19 protein-coding genes are annotated in these 20,603 nt (G+C 62.1%); 6 read left to right on the top strand and 13 right to left on the bottom strand.

The window, feature by feature from the left end; genetic code table 11:
- Positions 1-20 precede the first annotated feature (20 nt).
- Entirely contained in the window at positions 21-413 is a 393-nt protein-coding gene (locus J4G38_RS01100; RefSeq protein ID WP_210514371.1) for a hypothetical protein, read from the bottom strand.
- The gene (locus J4G38_RS01095) at positions 410-823 is read right to left on the bottom strand and encodes a carboxymuconolactone decarboxylase family protein (RefSeq protein WP_210514369.1); all 414 of its coding nucleotides are present in this window, start codon (positions 821-823) and stop codon (positions 410-412) included. The genes J4G38_RS01100 and J4G38_RS01095 overlap by 4 nt, the downstream gene beginning before the upstream one ends.
- A 218-nt stretch (positions 824-1,041) precedes the next feature.
- Here J4G38_RS01095 and J4G38_RS01090 point away from each other — a divergent pair, with 218 nt between their 5' ends.
- Positions 1,042-1,743, top strand: coding sequence for a ComF family protein (locus tag J4G38_RS01090; protein WP_210514367.1), 702 nt, complete (start codon positions 1,042-1,044; stop codon positions 1,741-1,743).
- 68 nt (positions 1,744-1,811) lie between these two features.
- On the opposite strand, the gene J4G38_RS01085 is transcribed toward J4G38_RS01090, so the two are convergent.
- The 3 genes from J4G38_RS01085 to J4G38_RS01075 form a co-directional block, all read right to left on the bottom strand.
- On the bottom strand, positions 1,812-3,086 hold the full coding sequence (locus J4G38_RS01085; RefSeq protein WP_210514366.1) for an SUMF1/EgtB/PvdO family nonheme iron enzyme: 1,275 nt from the start codon (positions 3,084-3,086) through the stop codon (positions 1,812-1,814).
- Positions 3,087-3,154: 68 nt separating this feature from the next.
- Positions 3,155-4,183 (bottom strand): PorP/SprF family type IX secretion system membrane protein, encoded by a 1,029-nt coding sequence (locus tag J4G38_RS01080; protein WP_210514364.1) that lies wholly within the window; start codon positions 4,181-4,183, stop codon positions 3,155-3,157.
- A 110-nt stretch (positions 4,184-4,293) separates the two neighbouring features.
- Positions 4,294-5,385 (bottom strand): OmpA family protein, encoded by a 1,092-nt coding sequence (locus J4G38_RS01075; protein WP_210514362.1) that lies wholly within the window; start codon positions 5,383-5,385, stop codon positions 4,294-4,296.
- A 556-nt stretch (positions 5,386-5,941) separates the two neighbouring features.
- Between J4G38_RS01075 and J4G38_RS01070 the strand changes: the two genes are divergently transcribed.
- Together J4G38_RS01070 and J4G38_RS01065 are read left to right on the top strand one after the other, a co-directional pair.
- On the top strand, positions 5,942-8,974 hold the full coding sequence (locus tag J4G38_RS01070; protein WP_210514360.1) for an AsmA family protein: 3,033 nt from the start codon (positions 5,942-5,944) through the stop codon (positions 8,972-8,974).
- Positions 8,975-9,086: 112 nt separating this feature from the next.
- Complete coding sequence (locus J4G38_RS01065; protein ID WP_210514358.1) at positions 9,087-9,929, top strand: DUF4382 domain-containing protein; 843 nt, start codon at positions 9,087-9,089, stop codon at positions 9,927-9,929.
- A gap of 76 nt (positions 9,930-10,005) precedes the next feature.
- Here the strand turns inward: J4G38_RS01065 and J4G38_RS01060 are convergent, their stop codons facing one another.
- The 6 genes from J4G38_RS01060 to fumC form a co-directional block, all read right to left on the bottom strand.
- Positions 10,006-10,533 carry a gluconokinase gene (locus J4G38_RS01060; protein ID WP_210514356.1) on the bottom strand — a complete coding sequence of 176 codons (528 nt, stop codon included), beginning with the start codon at positions 10,531-10,533 and terminating at the stop codon, positions 10,006-10,008.
- Positions 10,534-10,659: 126 nt separating this feature from the next.
- Positions 10,660-11,151 (bottom strand): DinB family protein, encoded by a 492-nt coding sequence (locus tag J4G38_RS01055; RefSeq protein ID WP_210514354.1) that lies wholly within the window; start codon positions 11,149-11,151, stop codon positions 10,660-10,662.
- An 88-nt stretch (positions 11,152-11,239) separates the two neighbouring features.
- On the bottom strand, positions 11,240-11,698 hold the full coding sequence (locus tag J4G38_RS01050; RefSeq protein ID WP_226163045.1) for a DUF6970 domain-containing protein: 459 nt from the start codon (positions 11,696-11,698) through the stop codon (positions 11,240-11,242).
- A 113-nt stretch (positions 11,699-11,811) separates the two neighbouring features.
- Positions 11,812-12,213 carry a diacylglycerol kinase family protein gene (locus tag J4G38_RS01045; RefSeq protein WP_226163093.1) on the bottom strand — a complete coding sequence of 134 codons (402 nt, stop codon included), beginning with the start codon at positions 12,211-12,213 and terminating at the stop codon, positions 11,812-11,814.
- Complete coding sequence (locus tag J4G38_RS01040; protein WP_210514352.1) at positions 12,206-12,799, bottom strand: GNAT family N-acetyltransferase; 594 nt, start codon at positions 12,797-12,799, stop codon at positions 12,206-12,208. The genes J4G38_RS01045 and J4G38_RS01040 overlap by 8 nt, the downstream gene beginning before the upstream one ends.
- A gap of 170 nt (positions 12,800-12,969) precedes the next feature.
- Positions 12,970-14,364 (bottom strand): class II fumarate hydratase, encoded by a 1,395-nt coding sequence (gene fumC / locus J4G38_RS01035; protein WP_210514350.1) that lies wholly within the window; start codon positions 14,362-14,364, stop codon positions 12,970-12,972.
- Positions 14,365-14,575: 211 nt separating this feature from the next.
- Here fumC and J4G38_RS01030 point away from each other — a divergent pair, with 211 nt between their 5' ends.
- The 3 genes from J4G38_RS01030 (at position 14,576) to J4G38_RS01020 (ending at position 18,627) form a co-directional block, all read left to right on the top strand.
- Positions 14,576-14,959 carry a dodecin family protein gene (locus J4G38_RS01030; RefSeq protein WP_210514348.1) on the top strand — a complete coding sequence of 128 codons (384 nt, stop codon included), beginning with the start codon at positions 14,576-14,578 and terminating at the stop codon, positions 14,957-14,959.
- 120 nt (positions 14,960-15,079) lie between these two features.
- Complete coding sequence (locus tag J4G38_RS01025) at positions 15,080-17,353, top strand: transferrin receptor-like dimerization domain-containing protein (RefSeq protein WP_210514347.1); 2,274 nt, start codon at positions 15,080-15,082, stop codon at positions 17,351-17,353.
- Between the two features lie 179 nt (positions 17,354-17,532).
- Positions 17,533-18,627, top strand: a complete 1,095-nt coding sequence (locus tag J4G38_RS01020; protein WP_210514345.1) for a proline iminopeptidase-family hydrolase — start codon at positions 17,533-17,535, stop codon at positions 18,625-18,627.
- A gap of 62 nt (positions 18,628-18,689) precedes the next feature.
- Here J4G38_RS01020 and J4G38_RS01015 read toward each other — a convergent pair whose 3' ends face one another.
- Complete coding sequence (locus J4G38_RS01015; protein WP_210514343.1) at positions 18,690-19,901, bottom strand: energy transducer TonB; 1,212 nt, start codon at positions 19,899-19,901, stop codon at positions 18,690-18,692.
- Positions 19,888-20,574 carry an RNA polymerase sigma factor gene (locus J4G38_RS01010; RefSeq protein WP_210514341.1) on the bottom strand — a complete coding sequence of 229 codons (687 nt, stop codon included), beginning with the start codon at positions 20,572-20,574 and terminating at the stop codon, positions 19,888-19,890. The genes J4G38_RS01015 and J4G38_RS01010 overlap by 14 nt, the downstream gene beginning before the upstream one ends.
- Positions 20,575-20,603 lie beyond the last annotated feature (29 nt).

Raw genomic sequence — 20,603 nt, 5'->3', positions numbered from 1 at the left:
GACCTGACGACCTGATTGGTTTACAGACTATCCCCCGGGTCCAGCGCGAAATACTCCAGCACGTGCCATTTCAGCATGCGTTCCTGCTCCTTCAGGTTGGCGAAGGGCACGGGGCGCAGCAGCTTGTAGTGCGGCCAGCCGTCCTCGTCCACATGCGTCTGCTCGTAGTGGCCGCTGAGGCTGAAGAGGCGGCAGGTGGCAATGTGCATCAGGTCCTGCTTCTGCTCCTTGGTGAAAGTGGTGATGCCCTGGTTCAGCTCCTGAATGCCGATGAGCAGCAGCAGCGCGTTCAAATCGGGCCGCTTGCCGAAACGCTCTTCCATCTCCAGCATCAGGGTTTCCCAGCGGGCTTCGAAGTCGGCTTCGGCTTCGGGGTGCTCGGCGGGGGCGGCGGGGTTCAGGTCCTCGCTCATGCGGCGGGGTGGCCGTCGTGGGCGGCCTTGTGGGCGGCCAGGGCCGCGCCGTCGTGGGCGCCGCTGCCGGCCTCCGATTTCAGGATTTCCCAGTATTCCACCGCCCGGCGGAAGTGCGGAATCACGATGCTGCCGCCGATGATGTTGGCAATGGCAAATACCTCGTAAATCTCCTCGTCGGTCAGCTTCTCCTCGAAGCACTTGCCCACGTGGTACTTGATGCAGTCGTCGCAGCGCAGCACCATGGAGCAGGCCAGGCCCAGCATTTCCTTGGTTTTTACGTCGAGCGCACCGGCCGCGTAGGTGTTGGTGTCGAGGTTGAAAAACCGCTTGATGACTTTATTATCGGCCGCCAGGATGGTGGCGTTCATCCGCTGGCGGTACTCGTTGAATTCGGTTACTTGAGACATTGATTTGAGGGCGAAGGGAAAAAAGCACGTCATGCTGAGCGTAGTCGAAGCATCTCGCGTGGGGTAGTAAACCACTCGTTCAGCGAATAGGATATGCTTGCTCAAACGAGATGCATCGGCAGCACTCAGCATGACGTACTTACGAAGAATTACTGCCAATAATCGGCTACATTGCTTCTTCAAAATTACTTCCTAAAACCTCGCCCTCCCCTTCTACCATGCTCCGCACCCTGTGGGCCGATTTTGTCGGCCTCATCTACCCCCGCCTGTGCCTGGCCTGCCAGGAGCCGCTGGTCACCGGCGAAAACCACCTCTGCACCGGTTGCCGCGCCGAGCTGCCCTACACCGATTTTCACCTGCTCCCGCCCGACCAAAACCCGCTCGGCCGTCGTTTCTGGGGCAAACTCCCCATCCGCCACGCCCTGAGCTACCTGCGCTTCGTGCGCCACGGCCGGGTGCAGCACTTGCTGCACGAGCTCAAGTACCAGGGCCAGCGCGACGTAGGTACCGCCCTGGGCCAGCTCTATGGGGCGGAGCTGCACGCGGCCGGTCTGGCCGCCGATTTCGACCTCATCGTGCCCGTGCCCCTGCACCCGCGCAAGCTGGCCAAGCGTGGCTATAACCAGGCCGCCGCTTTCGCCACTGGCCTCGCTGACGGCCTGAAAGTGCCCGCCAGCAACACCGCCCTACGCCGCACCGCCAACACCAAGACCCAGACTAAAAAGAACCGCGCCCAGCGCTGGGAGAACGTGGCCACGGTGTTCGAAGTCGAAAACCCCGCGCACATTATCGGCCGCCGCATCCTCGTGGTGGACGACGTGCTGACCACCGGAGCCACCCTCGAAGCCTGCGGCGCGGTGCTGCTGGCCGCCGGTGCCGCCGAAGTGAGCATCGCCACCATCGCCTGCGCCGACCGTTAAGGAAGGTCACGAACACAAAAAAGGGCCGCTCCTGATTCAGGAGCGGCCCTTTTGCTTTCTGCTGCCGGCTATTTGTTCGAGCCAGCGTTAATCATCGCGCAACGGAAACCGATGGTTGCCGTGGCCGAATCCTCGGCCATGAAGCGGCGGGTGCCGGGCGAGAGCCAGTAGGCCACATCGCGCCACGAACCGCCTTTGTACACCCGCACGTGGTCGTCAATCAGCGACTGGTAGCCTTTCTTGTCGTATTTGTCGGCCGGGTCACCCACGCCGTTGCGGCGGAAGGGGTTCAAATCCTCTACGTCCTGGAACGAGAGGGGGCGGTACACGTCCTGCACCCACTCGTTCACGTTGCCGGCCATGTTGTAGAGGCCATAGTCGTTGGGCGGATACGAGTAGATGTACTCCGTAATCATGGCGCCGTCGTTCAGGCTGCCGGCGATGCCGGCGTAGTCACCACGGCCGCGCTTGAAGTTAGCCAGGAACTGGCCCATTTTGCGGCCGTAAGCGTTGCGGGTCGATTTGCCATCCCAAGGGTAGATGCGCTTCTCTTCCTGGTTCTCGTTGCCCACTTCCTGGGTGCCGATAAGGGCCTGCGCGGCGTACTCCCACTCCGCCTCGGTGGGCAGGCGGTAGTTGGGCAGCGTGTTGCCGTTCTCGATGGAAGTAGTGCTTTTGCCGTTGCCCAAAGCGCCGGCAGTACCAGCAGTGCCTTCAGCACCGGCGGCGGCATCACCGCCTTTGTTTTTCTTCTTACCGAACAATCCGCCTTTGCTGGATTTGCTGTCGCCGCCCGCGGCCAGGCGCTCGTTCACTTTGGCAGTACGCCAGGTGCAATAATCATCGGCCTGCAGCCAGCTCACGCCCACCACGGGGAAGTAGCGGAAGCCAGGATAGCGCAAGTAGTACGTCACGTAGGGGTCGTTGAACGACAGGTCGCGGGCCCACACGGTGGTGTCGGGCAAAGCCGACTTATAAAACTCTTCGGCCGAGTCGGTGCGCACGAAGTGCAGGTACTCAAGCCAGTGGATGTTGGCTACTTCGGCTTCGTCCATGTAGAACGAGGCGATGGTTACCGTACGCTCGATGTTATCGTGCGTCATGGTCACGTCTTCCTCCTGCGAACCCAGCACGGTGCGGCCACCTTCAATAAACACGAGGCCGGGGCCTTCGGGGATTTTTTTGAAGTTGGCCACGGCCATGCCCTTCTCGGTGTTGTATTCAATACCCGTTGTAGAAGAATATTTACCTGGTTTAGAGGCCGTAGGCTGCCCATTTTTGCCACAGCCGGCTAGGGCTGTAAGGCCTACTGCGGCCAGGCATAAATAATTAGTAAATTTCATAACAAAGTTAAAATGAAGATGGGGCGGAGGGATTATCAAGGGCAATGAGAACGCAATAATACAAAAAATTAAAACGCGGGACAAGGGGCCAGTGGGTAAACACGTCTTTTTAAGCGTCGATGGGCATTTTCTAATTTATCAAAAGCGCGCAGGGCGAGGGTCAACTCGTGGGCACCACCTAAATCGGCACTCAGACGGCTCAGGCCCACGTCGTAGCTGTAGCCAATGCGCAGGCCGCCCGCCTGCACCCCCGCCACAATGGCGAGCACGTGCTGAGGATTAACGCTGCCGGGTACTGAAATATTGCGGTACACCGCGCCCAGTGTTATGGGCGATGCCGTGAGATACAAACCAGTTTCGATGCGCTGGGAACCGCCCTGCCGGGTGTAGGCCGCCACGGGCGTGTAGCTCACCTCGCGGGTGGCAATGCCAGTGGAAGGCTTGATGGCAAAGAACTTATAGCCGCCCGAGAGGCTGAGCAGGATGGGGAGCTGGCTTTGCTTCTGAAAGCCGAGGCTGGGCTGGTTGAGGTGCTGGCCGGCCAGGCTGAGCCAGCCTTGCTCGGAGTAGAGCACGGCGCCGGTGCCCAGGCTGAAGTAGTTGACGGGCGGAAAGTCCAGGGTTTCGGCCGAGGGGCCGGCCACGCTGCCGTCTTCCTGAATCTGGTCGCCAAACACGAAATTGTCATATCCCACCCGCTGGCGGCCGTAGCTGGCGCGCAGCCCACCGCTGAGGGCCAACTGCTCGGTGAGGCGGGTGTGGTAGGCGTAAAGCGCACCGATTTCGAGGCGGGTGTAGCCCACGGAGCCGGTTCGGTCCTGGTTGATGAGCAGGCCCAGGGCGTGGTGCTGGCCGGGGGTATTCAGGCGAATATCGGCGGCGGCCTGGGTGCTGACGAAGGAGCCGGCCAGGGTCGGAAACTGGTTGCGGTAGCTCAGCGTGACGCTATAATCGTCGACCAGGCCCGCAAAAGCCGGGTTGGTGTGCAGGCGCGTGGCAAACGGCTGGGAGAAGAAAACATCCTGCGCCCGCGCTCCGGAAACGGTGCCCAGCAACAGGCCGGCCGTGAGGGCCAGCCGCAGCCGGGCAAGCAACATAGGATAAAGCACTGGCATTGTGACCGGAATAACGCGGCGCCGGTGCCGTTTAGTACGCCCAGCTACGCGAATGTACGGCCGGGGAGAGGCAGGCCCGGATTATCCGGGGCCTACTTTTGCAACACTTTCACGCTCAGGCGGCGGTTTTTGGCCCGGCCTTCTTCCGTGTCGTTGGCCGAAATGGCGTAGTTGGGGCCGTAGCCGCGGGCATCCATGCGGCTGGGGCTCACGCCCATTTCAACCAGGCTGGCCCAGGCGGTGCGGGCGCGGGCTTCGCTGAGCTGCTTGTTTACTTTATAGGTGCCCGTGCTGTCGGTGTAGCCCCCGAGCTTGATGCGGGCCTTGGGATAGGCGTGCAGAATGGTGGCGATGTTGCGCAGCTGGCTAAGGGACTCGGGCGTCAGGTTGGCTTTGCCGGCTTCAAAATACACCCGGTCGAAATTGTACCAGCCGCGGGTGAGGTCCACGGTATCGACCTGCACCAGCGGGTCGGCCAGAAAATGGTGCAGGTAGCTTTCGGTGGAATTGGCCCCAACGCCGGAAATCACGCCTCCGTTGGCCAGCTTGAGCGTGGTGAGCTGGCCGGTGTCGTAGATGTAGTTGCCGGTTTTGGCGTCGTAATGGCCCGGCACAATGGGGTCGTCTACCCGGATGATGGGCCGGTAGGCACCGGTGCGGGCAGGGTACCGAGTGTAGCGCGGGGCCAGGGCGGTGGGCGGCTGCGTCACCTGGGCAACTGATGGCGTGGCTGCCGGCACAGCGGGCGCCCCGGCCGAAGCTACCGAAGCCGTACGGGCTGGTGCTGAATATGAGGGCGCCGCTGCCGCCGCGCGGGGCTTGCTCAGGGTCGTAATCAGGATGGGGCCGCCCACTACGGCTTCGGGGGCGAGGGCCAGGGTTTGCTCGGTTGCCCGGTTGTTGCGGTCTTTGCCCGGCTCTTCTCCCAGTTTGCTCAGGGTTACCTTGACGCTCGCGGTTTTACCGTTTTCCAGAAAGATGTTTTCAACGGTTTGCGACCGGTAGCCGCCCTCTCCTACTTTTATCAGGTACGGGCCGCCGACTGGGAGATTGGCCACCACAAAACGGCCCTCGCCGTCGGAGGCCACCGCGTGGCGCACCCCCGAAGGCAAATGAATGACCGTGATGGCGGCCCCGCGCAAGGGCGCTTTGGCCTCTGACTGCACGCTACCGACCAAGCTCATGGCGGGAGTTTGCGCCTGCGCGGGACGAGCTAAACCACCGAAGCAGCCCACAAAAGCCAACGGCAACACAGATAGAAAACGCTTCATATTAGGAGAAGTGTGCAGAGGAATAATGCGGTAGGTGAGCAGAGCGAGCAGGCGCGCCACTTAACTGGTTTAAAACGGAGCGGCATGGTGTAGCCAGGTCTGGCCGCTAAACCCCACAGGAGTCAAAACGGACCAATGCAGCCTGACCAGGCGATGGATGAGTAGCGCCAAAGATAATGCAAAAAATTTCCATGAAAATTTAGCAATAATTTGTGATTTATTCCCCTCGAAAAATGGCTTCGTGCCCAAAAACCAGAGGAAAGCGTAAGCCCTGCAAAATGGTTGTGGCTCAGCTTTGTGAAGTCGGCATGCCAGCACTCATCGCAATATTGGGGCGCGAGCGGGACCGGTAAGGTAGATTTTATGGTTGTCAGGAATCATTTGGCGCGGTTTTGACCGGGCGGTTGTGAGAATAAAGCGGCAGCCGGTCCGTTTTATCTTTGCTTGGAATAACTTATTAACTCTTGCTATGCGGAAAGTTCTGTTGGGTATTGCTGTGTTTTTAGTGGTGCTGGTGGCTGCCGCCGTAGCTGCGCCCTTTCTATTCAAAGACAAGCTGCGGGCCCTGGCCGACAAGCAGATTGCGCAGCGCGTGCGGGCCAAAGTGCAGTACGACCCTGCCAACATCGACGTGAGCGTGCTCCATTCCTTTCCGGACTTGACGCTGGATATTAAGGACCTGCGCGTGATTGGGCTGGACTCATTCAGTCGCGATACACTGGCCTACCTGCCCCGGTTGCGCATGGGCCTCGACGTCATGACCGTGATTAAGGGCCAGGAAATCAGGATTAATAACGTGGAGCTGGAGCGGCCCGACCTGAGCCTGCGCCGCCTGAAAAGCGGCCGTGCCAACTGGGACGTGGTGATTTCGGACTCGGCCGCCGCTGCCAAAGGCCAGGATACCAGCCAGGTAAGCCTGGCCATAAAAGGCTGGAAGCTGACCGATGCCCACCTGCGCTACGAGGACCTCACGCTGCCCGTGCGCATGGAAGCCCGCGGCGTAAACCACAGCGGCAGCGGCGACTTCGCCAGCAACGTGTTCGACATGACCTCGAAAACCACGGCCGCCGACCTGGATATGACCTACAACAACGTGGCCTACGTAACCGATAAGCAGCTCGACGCCGACGTGACCATGAACATGGATTTGAACAAGAACCTGTACACGTTCAAGGACAATAAGATTAAGCTCAACGACTTTCCGTTCAGCTTCGCGGGCGCTATCGGGCTGCCCAATGCCTCGGATATTACTTATGACATCACCTTTAAGGCGCTGGAAACGGACTTCAAAACCCTGCTGAGTTTGGTGCCGGGCGTGTTCACCGAGAAGTTTAAAAACATTGAAACCAGTGGCAAGGTGGCGTTCGATGGTTATGCGAAGGGCACGCAGACGGCCACGCGGCTGCCCGGCTACGGCGTGAACCTGACCGTAACCAACGGCCGGTTTAAGTACCCGGATTTGCCCCGCGAAGCCAAGAACATCAACCTGCAAATGAAGGTGGATAACCCCACGGGCGTGACCAACGACGTGAAAGTCAATGTCCCCAGGTTCCACCTTGACCTCGGCCCCGACCCGGTGGATGGCAACGTGACCATCGACGGGCTGGCGCCGATGAAGGTGGATGGCCGCGTGAAAGCCAACGTGGACCTGGCCGAGGCGCTGAAGGTGTACCCGGTGAAGGACTTGGCCATGCGCGGGCAATTGTTCGTGGATGGCACGGCCAAAGGCATTTATTCCAAAACCCAGATGCCGGTGGTGAACGCCGTCATGCGGCTAACGAACGGCTACGTGAAATCGGCTAAATTCCCGGCTCCGATTGAGAACATCAACCTCAACGGCACGGTGGTGAACACCACGGGCCAGGTGAATGACACCCAGGTTAACCTGCCGCAATTCCGGATGGTGCTGGAGGGCGAGCCGCTGGAAGGCCGGCTGTCGGCCCACAACATCGACAAGCCGGTGTTCGACACCAACGTGCGCGGCACGGTGGACTTGACCAAAATCACGAAGATTTTCCCCTTGCAGGGCATGACCGTGACGGGCCGCGTGGCCGGCGACATTGCCGCCAAGGGCAACATGGCCGACGTGGAAGCCGGCCGCTACCAGAACGTGGTAGCCAGCGGCACCGTGAAAGCTACCAACGTGACCTACAAGAGCAAAGACCTGCCGCAGGGCGTACGCATCAGCACCGGCACGGCCACGTTCAACAACAACCAGATTGCGCTGCAAAGCCTGAACGGCACGGCCGGCAGCTCCGATTTTGCCGCTTCGGGCACCATCAGCAACTACCTGGGCTACCTGTTTACGCCGGGGCAGGCGCTGAAAGGCGCTATGACGGTGAACTCGCACAATTTCAACGTGAACGAGTGGATGGTGGACGAGGTATCGGCCAAGCCGACGGCCACCGGCGGCAAGGCCCCGGCCAAAGCCAACGGCGTACTGCAAATCCCGAAATTTTTCGATTTGGTGCTGAACAGCCACGTTGATAACGTGACTTATGACAACCTGAAACTGACCGACGCCAACGGCACCGTGACCGTGCGCGACCAAACGGCTACGCTCAACAACATGACCTTTAACACGCTGGGCGGCAGCTTTGGCACCACTGGCAGCTACAGCAGCAAAAACCTGGCGCACCCCAGATTTGACTTTGGCCTGAACATCAAGAACCTGAATTTCCAGAGCGCTTTCGCGGCCTTCAACAGCATTAAGACGCTGGTGCCGCTGGCCAGCCAGGTGGAGGGCGTGTTCGGGACGAACTTCAACGTGAGCGGCGAGATGGGCCCCGACATGATGCCCAACCTGGCCACGCTGAGCGGCAAGGGCATTTTGGACGTGGTGCGGGCGGCCATCAACCAATCGGAGGTGATGAGCAAGATTGCCAGCCTGACCACGCTGCCGGAGCTGAAAACCCTGCTGGTGGTGGACAAGAAAATCCAGGCCAACATCGTGAACGGCAACCTGGTGGTGCAGCCGTTCGACCTGACCGTGGGCGATATAAAAATGACGCTGGGCGGCTCGAACAGCCTGACCGGGGCGCTGGCCTACGTTACGGCCCTGAACGTGCCCACCGGCAAGCTTGGCAGCGCGTTCAGCAGCAAGCTCACGCAGCTCACCGGCGTGAAGGACATCCAGGGCACCGACCGCGTGACGCTGGGCCTGAACATTGGCGGCACCGTGAAGGCGCCCAGCGTGAAGCTGACCAGCGGCAGCGTGAAGGACCAGGGCAAAGCCATTGTGACCAACGTGGTGAAAACCAAGCTCACCGATGCCCTGTTCAGCCTCACTCAGAAGAAAAAAGCGGCCCAGGACAGCACGCAAGTAACCGCCGATGCCGCCAACCAAACCGCCGAGGAGAAGGACCGCATCATCAAGGAAAAGGCCCGGCTGGAAGCCCAGGCCCGGCTCAAAAACCAGATTGGACAAGGACTGAACAGCCTGTTTGGCAAGCCCAAAGCCAAGGCCAGACCCGTGGAACCGGCTGATTCCACGAAGAACTAGGATTGAGCGGCTGAACAGCCTTTTTGGCAATATTATTGGGTGACGCGGCCCGGCAACCTCTTGGTTGGCCGGGCCGTTTCACGCCGTATTACTTACCTCCTCACTAGTTCTTATGCAGATTAATCGGATATTTCCTCTCGCGTGCGCGGCCCTGCTGGGCCTGGCCGGCTGCTCCAAAAGCTCCTCCGAAGACGCCAGTTCCTCCAAGCTCGAAGTGCGGCTGATGGACGCGCCCGGCGACTACCGTGGCGTGGTGCTGGACGTGCGCCAGATTGAAGTGCACCTGAAGGAAGAAAACGACCCCAACGGCTGGAAAACGCTCAACTTTTCACCGCAAGCCATCAACGTGCTCGACTACGTGAACGGCCACTCGGCCCTGCTGGTGAGCGACGATTTTGCCCCCGGCGACCTCAAAGAAATTCGCCTTATCCTCGGCCCCAACAGCTACGTCATTGGCCGCGACGGCCTGCAATACGACCTCAAAACCCCCAGCGGCCAAACCTCGGGCGTGAAGCTGAAGCTGGAAAAATGCACGCTGAAGCAGCGCGAAACCTTCCAGCTGCTGCTCGATTTCGACGTGGCCAAGTCCATTGTGGAGCGCGGCAACTGGCACGCCGGCAACGATAAAAAGGAGCGGTACCTGCTCAAGCCCGTTATTCGGGTGGTGGCCCAGGACATTCACGGCGGCCTGCGCGGCACGGTGACCCCGGCGGCCGCGCTGCCCCAGATTCTGGCCATTCGCGCCACCATTTTGGGCCCCGATACGGTGAGCACGGCGGCCGATGCGTCGGGCACTTACCAGATTGGGGGCCTGCCGGCCGGCACTTACCGGGTCGAATATTTCCCGAGCACCACGGCCCCGGCTGGCCAGCCCGGTTATCGCAACGCGGTTCGCACGGGTATCGTGGTTGTCAACGACCAGGTGACGGACCTCGGCCCGACTTCGCTGAACTAGGTAACGCCCGTCGCTCATTCAGCAAAAAGCCCCGGCCTGATAAGGTCGGGGCTTTTTGCTGGTCGCGGGTGAAGGGTTACTGCGGTGCAGTAGCAGCCGGTTTCGTTCCGACGGCGGCGTCTTTTTTGAGGGCCGCGAGTATCTGGCTGACTAGTTCGGCGGGCGCGGCCTCGATGGAAAGGCGCAGTGCGTAGGCCGGTTTTTCCAAAGTAGCCAGCTGCGAGTCGAGCATGTCCGGGTGCATGTAGTGGCCTTTGCGCGCGCCCATCCGCTCCAGGAGCAGGGCCTTGGGGCCGTCGAGGAAAACCCAGTGCAGGGGCTGCTGGACCCCGCTTTGCAGCGTGGTCCGGTAGGTTTCCTTCAGGGCTGAAGACGCCAGCACGGCGCCGCCCGCTTTTTCCCAGGTGCCAAGGTTGGCGGCCAGGGTAGCCAGCCAGTCGCGCCGGTCATCGTCGGTGAGCGGGGTGCCGTGGCTCATTTTTTCGATGTTGGCGGCCGAGTGGAAGTCGTCAGCATCGTAAAAAGGCAGGTGGAGCTGTTGCGCCAACTGCTGGCCGACGGTGGTTTTGCCGCTGCCCGAAACCCCCATGACAATGAAAACCATATGCACCGGATTGGATTAGTTGTGCGCAAGAAGCTTGCGGTGCAGCTTATACGGCAGCCACCAAAACAAGAACAAGCGGCCCGGCAAAATTTGCCGGATTGTCTGCCATCCTGCTTATAGCCAATGCTATAGCTGAGGCTGTACCTGCCCGCTCATTTCGCGGCAATAGGTGATAAAATCAGAGTTGATGGGCTCCAGGCCGCCTTCTCGCATCTTGGTGGCCACCTGGCCGCGGTGGTAGCTGGCGTGCATCACGGCGTGGGTGAGGATGTCGCTCACCTGCGAGTCGAAGGCATCGCCCTGCGAGTTGGTGTACTGAATGTGGCGCGTGAGCTCGGCTTCGTCGGTCGTTTCGCAGAGCTGGCGCAGGTGTTCCGACGTTTGCTTGTGCCAATGGTGCAGGCCGGCCAGGTCGTGCTCCTGCCACACTTTCACGGGGCTGTTAGTGCCGGTGAGGCGGGCAATCCAGATGGCTTGGGCATTGATAAGGTGACTGAAGATGCGCAGGGCCGGCTGAGGAGCTTCTTTGCCGGCGGCCACCGACGAATCGAAGCGGCGCAACAGGGTTTCATTGGCCCAGACGTTGAAAGCGCCGAGCTTGGCAATAGTGTTAATCATCTTGCTAATTATAAATTATGAGTTATGAATTATGAGTTCAAACCACGACTTGCCGAAAAGACAACTCATAACTCACAATTCACAATTCCTACCTCGGGTCTTGCCAGACCAGTTTCTCGTTGGTTTTGTTTTTGTCGAAGTGCGCGCATTTGCCGTCGCCCTTGCCGGTGATGCCGCCATCGGGCTGGCAAATCAGGTTGCCCTTGGTGTCAAATACCTGCGAAAACTGGTCGCAGCACGGCGCAGAGATGTAATAGACTTTCTGGCCGTCGTAGTCGTAGCGATAGATGCGCGTGATGGGGTAGCGCTTGCGTTCGGCCAGTACGGCCGCGATGCGCGCCTTCAGCCACTGCGGCCGGGCGGTGGTGTCCGATTCGGCGACGTGGGCATACACGGGGTCCACGGTGTTGGCGCTGGTGGGCGCGGGCGTGTCCTGGGTAGCCGCCTGGCCGCTGGGGGGCGGGGAAGTGGGCGTGGTCACGCTCACCTGTTGGTGGGCGCAGGCTGTGGTGAGCAAGAGGGCAGCGGCAAGAATCAACTTATTCATTTAACAGTTATCAATTAATATTTAACAGTTGGGTTGCCCCTGCTTTCCTCTTGCTTACGCCGGGCTTACGCAATGAGTTGGTTTTGCGTCCAATTGATTCCGCTTAACGGCTGTCAAAGGAGATGGGGCCCAAACACCAATGCGCCCACTACCAGCGCCCCCAGCGCAGCCAGCAGCACGGCCCCCGCCGCCACGTCCTTGGCCTTGCCCGCCAGCGGATGGTAGGCCGGCGAAGCCAAATCCGTCAGCGCTTCGATGGCGGTATTCACCAGCTCGGCGGCCCACACGCCGGCCACGGCCAGGGCCACCAGCGCCCATTCCAGGCGCGATATCGCGTAGTAAAATCCCAGGCCGATAACCACCACCGTCGCCGCCGCGTGAAAGCGCAGGTGCACTTCCGAGCGCAGCGCGGCCCACACGCCGCGCCCGGCGTGGCCGAAGCTGGCCACGCGCCGGCGCCACAGCCGCTCGGGCGGGCGCAGCCGGTCGGGGGCAGGTTGCGCGGGCTCAGCCACGGGGTCCAAACTCCTGAAAAACGGAGGTGCGCAGTGCCGGCCACTCCGGCCGGATAACGCTGAAAATGACCGTATCGCGCCGGATGCCGCCCTGCGTGAGGCGGTGGCTGCGCAGCGTGCCTTCCTCGGTGGCGCCCATGCGGGCCATGGCCGTGCGCGACTTGTGGTTGCGCGAGTCCGTTTCCAGCTCCACCCGCTCGCAGTTCAGCGTGTCGAACGCGTAGCTGAACAGCAGGTGCTTGCAGGCCCGGTTCAGGCCCGAGCGCTGGAACCGGGTGCCCACCCAGGTGTAGCCGATGCTGAGGCGCTGGTCGGCCTCGGCCACGCCGTAGTAGCTGGTGCTGCCGGCCAAGGCCCCGGTTTCGCGGTCGATGATGGCAAATGGGTAGCGCAGGCCCTGCTCGCGGGCTTCGAGGGCCTGGCGGATATACGCGGCGAGGCTCACCGCGTCGTCGGCGCGGGTGAGGGTGTATTTCCACAGCTCGGCGTCGAAAGCCACGGCTTTGAGGGCTTCAAAATCGGCGAGTTCCAGCGGGCGCAGGCGCACGCGGCTGTTTTCGAGAACGACGGGAGCAGAAAAATCCATAGGGGCAAAGATGCCGGGAAAAAAGAAAACCGCCCTTCCGGACCGGAAAGGCAGCTTGATTTGGAGCAGAACGTCATGCTGAGCTTGTCGCAGCATCTCTACCGCGTAAGTAATTTATTTACTATGACGGTAGAGATGCTGCGACAAGCTCAGCATGACGTTCATGAGGCTTACATGCCCACCATTTCCTCGGGCTTCAGCCACTCGTCGAACTCGGCTTCGGTCACGTAGCCCAGCTTGAGGGCGGTTTCCTTCAGCGTAGAGCCGTTTTTGTGGGCCGTTTGGGCAATTTCGGCCGCTTTGTAGTAGCCGATGTGCGGGTTGAGGGCCGTGACCAGCATCAGGGACGAATCGACGTGCTTCTTGATGTTGGGCAGGATGGCCGTGATGCCCACCGCGCACTTGTCGGTGAAGGACTGGCACACGTCGCCGATGAGGCGGGCCGAGTGCAGGAAATTGTAAATCATGACGGGCTTGAACACGTTCAGCTCGAACTGCCCGCTCATGCCGCCCACCGTGATGGCCACGTCGTTGCCCATCACCTGGGCGGCCACCATGGTCATGGCCTCGCACTGGGTGGGGTTCACCTTGCCGGGCATGATGCTGGAGCCGGGCTCGTTGTCGGGAATGTCGATTTCGCCGATGCCGGCGCGCGGGCCGGAGCTGAGCATCCGGATGTCGTTGGCGATTTTCATCAGGCTCACGGCCACGGTTTTGAGGGCGCCGTGGGCTTCCACAATGGCGTCGTGGGCGGCCAGGGCCTCAAACTTGTTTTCGGCCGTGACGAAGGGCAGGCCGGTGAGCTGGGCAATGTGCCTGGCCACGTTCACGGAGTAGCCGGGCGGCGTGTTGATGCCCGTGCCCACGGCCGTGCCGCCGAGCGCTAGTTCGCTCAGGTGCGCCAGCGTGTGGTTGATGGCCCGCAGGCCGTGGTCGAGCTGCGACACGTAGCCCGAAAACTCCTGGCCCAGCGTGAGCGGCGTGGCATCCATGAAGTGGGTGCGCCCGATTTTCACGATGTGCATGAACTCCTCCGACTTGGCTTTCAGCGCGTCGCGCAGCTTCGTGATGCCGGGGATGGTGGTTTCCATCAGGATTTTGTAGGCCGCGATGTGCATGGCCGTCGGGAACGTGTCGTTCGAGCTCTGGCTCTTGTTCACGTCGTCGTTGGGGGCCAGAAACTTCTTCTCGTCGGTGAGCTGGCCGCCGTGCAGCACGTGGCCGCGGTAGGCAATCACCTCATTCACGTTCATATTGCTCTGCGTGCCCGAGCCGGTTTGCCACACCACCAGGGGGAACGAGTCGGCGAGCTTGCCGGCCAGGATTTCGTCGGCCACTTGGCCAATCAGCGCGGCTTTTTCGGCCGACAGCACGCCCGCGTCGCGGTTGGTGAGGGCGGCGGCTTTCTTCAGGTAGGCGAAGGCGGCGATGATTTCCTTGGGCATCCGGTTGATGTCCTGCGCGATGGGGAAATTTTCGATGCTGCGCTGGGTTTGAGCGCCCCAGTACGCGGTAGCAGGCACCTGTACGGTGCCCATGGTGTCCTTTTCGGTGCGGAAAGCCATTCGTTGATGTGCTGATTGAGGGATGAGTTGCGGGGCTGGTGCGGCCAGCGCCGGGCGCAAAAGTACGCCACCGCCGAATGCTGACTTTTATGACAACCGAAATAGCCGCCAAATGGCTTCCCGCGTACAGAGAGAACGCGCTGACAAGGTGAAAATCGACCCGCGTGACTTTGTCAGCACCTGAGCACATCAACAAATCAATCCATCAGAAATGTCCTCCATCAAGCAAGTCATTGAAATTCTGGCCTCTTCCGACAAAAGCTTCGAAGATGCCCTGCAACGCGCCGTGGCGCAGCTCAGCACTTCGGTGCCCAATATTTCGTCCCTCTACATCAAAGACCAAAGCTGCAAAGTGCGCGACAACCGCATTGTGGAGTACCGCATCACGGCCAAGGTGAGCTTCGGCACGCCGGTCGAAGAATTTGACCTGTCCGATATAGAGCGCACTTTCGACGAAGCGCCGGTGGCCGGCGGCAACGGCGCGCCCGACTACAGCCACCTCGACCTGCACACCGCGCCCGACCTGCCCACGCCCGCCGAACCCGAAAACGGCAGCGCCACCGAGCCCGCCAGCGGCGGCGGCTACAGCGGCTAGGCAACATCCCCAAATGCCCACATATTTTCTTGCCTGAAACCAACCGCCAGGCGCTACCTTTCCCCGAATTACCGGGCGCGAAGGCATCGTGATTCCGGTTCATTTCTTTTGGCAAAAAGCATGAGGCAACTCCGCTACTCCCTTTTCGTTCTGGCCGGGCTGCTGGCCGGTGCGCCCGCTCGTGCCCAGACGGCCCCTACCGAAACCAAAGCGCTACTCGGCTTTGAAGCCGCCAGCGCCGCTCCCGAATACCAGCTCGAAGCCCGGTTTGATGCCCAGCTGAAGGCCGACAACCTGCGCCAGTGGATGAAGCGGCTCTCGGCCCACCCGCACCACGTGGGCTCGCCCTACGACAAGGACAACGCGGAGTTTATGGCCGGCCTGTTTCGCAGCTGGGGCTATGAAACGCGCATCGACGTGTCGTACGTGCTGTTTCCCACGCCCAAGCTGCGGGTGCTCGAGCTGGTGGCGCCCACCAAATACACGGCCGGCCTGGCCGAAAAACCGGTGGCCGAAGACGCCACCTCGGGCCAGACCGCCGAGCAGCTGCCCACCTACAACTGCTACTCGAAGGACGGCGACGTGACCGCCGAGCTGGTGTTTGTGAACTACGGCATCCCGAAGGATTACGAGGAGCTGGAGCGCCGCGGCATCGACGTGAAGGGCAAGATTGTGATTGCCAAGTACGGCGGCTCTTGGCGCGGCATCAAGCCCAAGGTGGCGGCCGAGAAAGGCGCCATCGGCTGCCTGATTTACTCCGACCCCAAGGACGACGGCTACGGCCAGGGCGACGTGTACCCCAAAGGCCCCTTCAAGCCCGAAACCGGGGCCCAGCGCGGCTCCGTGCTCGACATGCCCACCTACCCCGGCGACCCGCTCACGCCCGGCTACGGCTCGACCAAAACTGCCAAGCGCCTCGACTACAAAACGGCCCCCACGCTCACGCAAATCCCCGTTTTGCCCATTTCCTACGGCGATGCCCTGCCCCTGCTCACGGCCCTGGCCGGGCCCATGGCTCCGGCCGACTGGCGCGGGGCGCTGCCCATCCCCTACCACCTCGGGCCCGGCCCGGCCCGGGTGCACCTGCAGCTGGCTTTCAATTGGAAAACCGAGCCGGTCTACAACGTCATCGCTACCCTCAAAGGCAGCCAGTTTCCGGATGAGTGGATACTGCGCGGCAACCACCACGACGCCTGGGTGAACGGCGCCAGCGACCCACTCAGCGGCATGGTGGCCGAGCTGGAGGAGGCCCGCGCCCTGGGCGAGCTGGTGAAGACCGGCTGGCGCCCCAAGCGCACTCTCATGTTCTGCGCCTGGGACGGCGAGGAGCCCGGCCTGCTGGGCTCGACGGAATGGGCCGAAACCAACGCCAAACAGCTCCAGGAGCACGCGGTGGCCTACCTGAACACCGACAACAGCGACCGGGGCTTTCTGAACGTGGCCGGCTCGCACACGCTGGAAAAGTTCTTCAACCAGGTGGGCCGCGACGTGCCCGACCCCGAGAAAGCCGGCCTGTCCATTGCCGACCGCCGCCGGGCCTACGACCTGGTGAACGGCACCCCCGACGTGCAGAAAGACGCCCGTGAGCGCCCCGATTTGCGCATTGCCGCCCTGGGCGCGGGCTCCGATTATTCGCCCTACCTCCAGCACCTGGGCATTCCGGCTATGAACGTGGGCTTTGGCGGCGAAGGGCCGGGCGGCGAGTACCACTCGATTTATGATTCGTTCGACGACTACACCCGCTTCAAGGACCCCACGTTTGCCTACGGCGTGGCGCTGGCCCAAACCATGGGCCGCTGCGAGCTGCGCCTCCTCGATGCCGACGTGCTGCCCTTCGAGTTTCAGAACCTGTCGAACACCGTGGCCCGCTACGGCACCGAGGTGAAGCAGCTGGCCGACAACCTGCGCACCGACACCGAGCGCCAGAACAAGCTGCTGGCCGAGAAGCGCTACGAGGCCGTGGCCAACCCCACCGAGCCCCTGCTGCCGCCCAAGCCCCACGAGGCCGTGCCCTACCTCAACTTTGCGCCCCTCGACAACGCCCTGGCCAAGCTGGAACAAAGTGCCCAGGCCTACGCCCAGGCCCGTAAAGCCAACGCCGTCCTGCCCGCCAGTCGCCAGAAGGAGCTCGACCAGCTCCTCTACCAGGCCGAGCAGCAGTTTCTGAGCGCCGAAGGCCTCCCCCGCCGCCCCTGGTACCGGCACCAGCTTTACGCCCCCGGCTTCTACACCGGCTACGGCGTGAAAACCCTGCCCGGCATCCGCGAAGCCGTGGAGGAACGCAAGTGGGCCGAGGCCGACGAGCAGATTAAGCGCACGGCGGCGGCCATCGAGCGGTTTTCGGCCCAGGTGAGCCGGGCGGCCACGGTGGCCGGCCCGGCACCCGCGCAGTAGCGAGTTGCTTTGCCTGGAAGTTAGAACGTCATGCTGAGCGAAGTCGAAGCATCTCTACCGCTTCGTTGGGGCAGCATTGATTACTAGTGCAGTAGAGATGCTTCGGCAAGCTCAGCATGACGGGTATTCTCAGCATGACCGTCCTCATATTAAACTATCAACTCACTTTTTCTTCGCAAATGAAGACGTTTACCTTCTCCCGCGTAACCGCATCGTTCCTCCTCAGCGCCGCCCTCCTCACCGGCTGCAACCAACCCAAGAGCAGCGGCGAAGCGGCCGTTACCACGCCTCCCGGCGGAGCCGCTGGCACCGCAGCCAGCTACTTCGAAAACCCCGAAACCGGCGTGCAGGATGGGAATGTGCGCGTTATTCCCATCACCACGCCCAAGGGCACATTCAAGGTCTGGACCAAGCAGGTGGGCAATAACCCCAAAATCAAGGTGCTGCTGCTCAATGGTGGGCCGGGCGCTACGCATGAATATTTCGAGTGCATGGAGAATTTCCTGCCGCAGGAAGGCATCGAATTTATCTACTACGACCAGCTCGGCTGCGGCAATTCCGACAACCCCAAGGACACGTCCATGTGGAGCCTGCCGCGCTACGTGGAGGAAGTGGAGCAGGTGCGTCAGGCCCTCAAGCTGGACAACACCAACTTCTACCTGCTGGGCCACTCCTGGGGCGGCATCCTGGCCGCCGAGTACGCCTTCAAGTACCAGCAAAACCTCAAGGGCCTCATTATTTCGAACATGATGATGAGCTGCCCGGCTTATGGAAAATATGCTGCCGACGTGCTGGCCAAGCAGATGAAGCCCGAAGTGCTGGCCGAAATCCGGCAGCTTGAGGCCAAAAAAGACTTCAGCAACCCGCGCTACATGGGCCTGCTCGAACCCAATTTCTACGCCCAGCACCTGTGCCGCATCGTGCCCAACCCGGAGCCCGTGACCCGCTCGCTGGGCAAGCTGAACCAATCGCTCTACGTGACCATGCAGGGGCCCAGCGAGTTTGGCGTGGCCGGCAAGCTGCTGAACTGGGACCGGGTGGCCGACCTGCCCAAGCTCACCGTGCCCGTGCTCAGCATCGGTGGCAAGTACGATACCATGGACCCCGAGCACATGCGCATGATTGCCCAAAAGGTGCAAAAAGGCAACTCCCTCACCTGCCCCAACGGCAGCCACATGAGCCTCTACGACGACCAGCAAGTCTACTTCACCGGCCTCATCAAATTCCTGAAATCGGTGGACGAAGGCACCGTGAAGCCCGGTGCCACGCTGTAGCGCGGACGTTGTAGTCCGCGAGTTCAACGATTCCACTCGCGGACTACAACGTCCGCGCTACATCAGAACGACACAGTCACTTCCATCGGCAGCGCGGCGCGGCGGCCACCATAAATGCCGGGCTGCCAGGCCGGCCCCTCGCACACGATGCGCAGGGCCTCGGCGTCGTAATCGGCCCGCAGGCCGCGTACTACTTTCAGGTTGCTCACCTTGCCATCGGCCCCCACCACAAACCTGACGCGCACGGTGCCCGTCAGGCGCAGGTTGTTGATTTCGGGTTCGAAGTCGGTGGCTTCGCGGCGCAGGTAATCGCGCAGAGCCGGGGTGCCGCCCACGGGAGAGGGGCTGATGGCGGGCGCGGCGGGCATGGGCGTAGCGGGCACAATGGCCGTTGCCGCTTGGTCGGGGGCCGAAGCGGCCCGGCCCTCTTTCGCTTTGGCAAAGCGGCGGGCTTTTTTGGCGTTTGAATCGTCGGCCACGGTGTCGGCCGAGGTTCTTGCGGCCAGCTCCGCTTCGCTTTTGGCCGGGGCAGCTGCCACGGTTGCGCTGGTGAGTCCGGCGCTCCGGGCCGGCTGGCTTGGCGTGGCCTCATTGGAGCCGGCCACTTGCTCGGGTGAGACGATGCTGTCGGCGTTGGCCATATCGGCATCCGCCACAACAACCGGTTTTGCAGGGCGGCTGGTAGGTCGCTCCAGCCCGCGGCCGGTGGCCCGCTGTCGCGACCGGGACGGCACTACGGCCGCGTAATCTGCATTTCCTGCTTCGGCTTCCTTCGTTACTTCGGTGGCTTTAGGCGCTGGAGCAGTAGCGATTTCAGCGGCAGCTTCGGGGGCGGCGGGCGGTGTGCCGGGTGCGGGAAGCGGCTGGGTGGGAGCGGTCGGAGCCGCAGTCTCAAGGCGAGCGATGACCGGGGCCGTGGTCGAATCGTGCTGCTCCCAGCCCCAGATACCGCCGCCCACTACGCCTAATATGGCGGCCGCAGCGGCAATGCGCGGCCAGGCCCAGGGGGCCGCCACGGGCTCCGGCTCGGCGGTGCCGAGGCGGGCTTGCAGGCGGGTGCGCAGCTCGGCCACGGCCTGGTCGGTGGCGGCGGCGTCGCTCATCGAAAAGCCTTCGACCAGGTCGGCGCACCGCTCGCAGTCGAGGGTGTGGGCTTCGATGCGGTGCTCGTCGGCGGGGGCGAGGGTGCCGGCTGCGTAGGCGCGCAGCTCCGCCGTGGCCGGGTGCGGGCCGGGGGCGGGCAGCTGGGCAAAAGGCGAGTCAGCGGGCGACATGGCGCGGGTTGTTATTGGAAGCGGGCGGCGAGGGTTTGGGGGCGGCCGGTGGCGGGCCGGGCGGCTCCAGCTGGCGGCGCAGCATGCGCTTGCCGTTCTGCAAGTGGCTGCGCACCATGTTCAGGTCGAGGCCGGTTTCGGTGGCGATGTCGCGGTAGCATTTCTTTTCGAGGTAAAATAATTCGAGGCAGCGGCGCTGGGCCGGTGGGAGCTGCGCCAGGGCCGCTTCCATGCTTTGGAGGCGGGTTTCGGTTTCTGCGGCGTCCTCGGCGGCGGCCTCTTCGTCCAGCAGATGCCGGCCGGCGGCTGTTTCCACATCGCTGGCATCGGGAAAGCTGAGAATGAGCGGCCCGGCGCTGGGGCCGGCGCGCTTGCGGGCCCGCAGCTGCATGAGGCAGTGGTTGCGGGCGGTGGTGTGCAGCCAGGCCGGGAAGCTGTCGGGGGCGTGGGTGCGCAACACCTTCACGAGGTGCTCGAAAAGCTGCATGCTGGCGTCCTGGGCGTCCTCATCGGGCGGGGCGAGGTAGCGCCGGCACACGGCAAAGGCCTCGGGCAGGTACCGGTCGTAGAGCAGGCCGAGGTCGGCCACGGTGCCGTGCGCGCGGTAGCGGGCCAGCAGCTCCTGGTCGGAGAGCGGCGCGGTGGCGGGCGACGGGGAGCGGCGGAAGAACATTGGGGGAGGGAAGATAGGCAGCGCCCGGG

This window comes from Hymenobacter terricola (assembly GCF_017921975.2).
GTDB lineage: Bacteria > Bacteroidota > Bacteroidia > Cytophagales > Hymenobacteraceae > Hymenobacter > Hymenobacter terricola.
The sequence above is the reverse complement of the archived record's forward strand: the minus strand, read 5'-3'. Positions and strand labels throughout refer to the sequence as shown.

Coding starts and splice junctions, on each gene's coding strand:
- J4G38_RS01100 (WP_210514371.1), bottom strand. CDS start 413: ATGAGCGAGGACCTGAACCCCGCCGCCCCCGCCGAGCACCCCGAAGCC.
- J4G38_RS01095 (WP_210514369.1), bottom strand. CDS start 823: ATGTCTCAAGTAACCGAATTCAACGAGTACCGCCAGCGGATGAACGCC.
- J4G38_RS01090 (WP_210514367.1), top strand. CDS start 1,042: ATGCTCCGCACCCTGTGGGCCGATTTTGTCGGCCTCATCTACCCCCGC.
- J4G38_RS01085 (WP_210514366.1), bottom strand. CDS start 3,086: ATGAAATTTACTAATTATTTATGCCTGGCCGCAGTAGGCCTTACAGCC.
- J4G38_RS01080 (WP_210514364.1), bottom strand. CDS start 4,183: ATGTTGCTTGCCCGGCTGCGGCTGGCCCTCACGGCCGGCCTGTTGCTG.
- J4G38_RS01075 (WP_210514362.1), bottom strand. CDS start 5,385: ATGAGCTTGGTCGGTAGCGTGCAGTCAGAGGCCAAAGCGCCCTTGCGC.
- J4G38_RS01070 (WP_210514360.1), top strand. CDS start 5,942: ATGCGGAAAGTTCTGTTGGGTATTGCTGTGTTTTTAGTGGTGCTGGTG.
- J4G38_RS01065 (WP_210514358.1), top strand. CDS start 9,087: ATGCAGATTAATCGGATATTTCCTCTCGCGTGCGCGGCCCTGCTGGGC.
- J4G38_RS01060 (WP_210514356.1), bottom strand. CDS start 10,533: ATGGTTTTCATTGTCATGGGGGTTTCGGGCAGCGGCAAAACCACCGTC.
- J4G38_RS01055 (WP_210514354.1), bottom strand. CDS start 11,151: ATGATTAACACTATTGCCAAGCTCGGCGCTTTCAACGTCTGGGCCAAT.
- J4G38_RS01050 (WP_226163045.1), bottom strand. CDS start 11,698: ATGAATAAGTTGATTCTTGCCGCTGCCCTCTTGCTCACCACAGCCTGC.
- J4G38_RS01040 (WP_210514352.1), bottom strand. CDS start 12,799: ATGGATTTTTCTGCTCCCGTCGTTCTCGAAAACAGCCGCGTGCGCCTG.
- fumC (WP_210514350.1), bottom strand. CDS start 14,364: ATGGCTTTCCGCACCGAAAAGGACACCATGGGCACCGTACAGGTGCCT.
- J4G38_RS01030 (WP_210514348.1), top strand. CDS start 14,576: ATGTCCTCCATCAAGCAAGTCATTGAAATTCTGGCCTCTTCCGACAAA.
- J4G38_RS01025 (WP_210514347.1), top strand. CDS start 15,080: ATGAGGCAACTCCGCTACTCCCTTTTCGTTCTGGCCGGGCTGCTGGCC.
- J4G38_RS01020 (WP_210514345.1), top strand. CDS start 17,533: ATGAAGACGTTTACCTTCTCCCGCGTAACCGCATCGTTCCTCCTCAGC.
- J4G38_RS01015 (WP_210514343.1), bottom strand. CDS start 19,901: ATGTCGCCCGCTGACTCGCCTTTTGCCCAGCTGCCCGCCCCCGGCCCG.
- J4G38_RS01010 (WP_210514341.1), bottom strand. CDS start 20,574: ATGTTCTTCCGCCGCTCCCCGTCGCCCGCCACCGCGCCGCTCTCCGAC.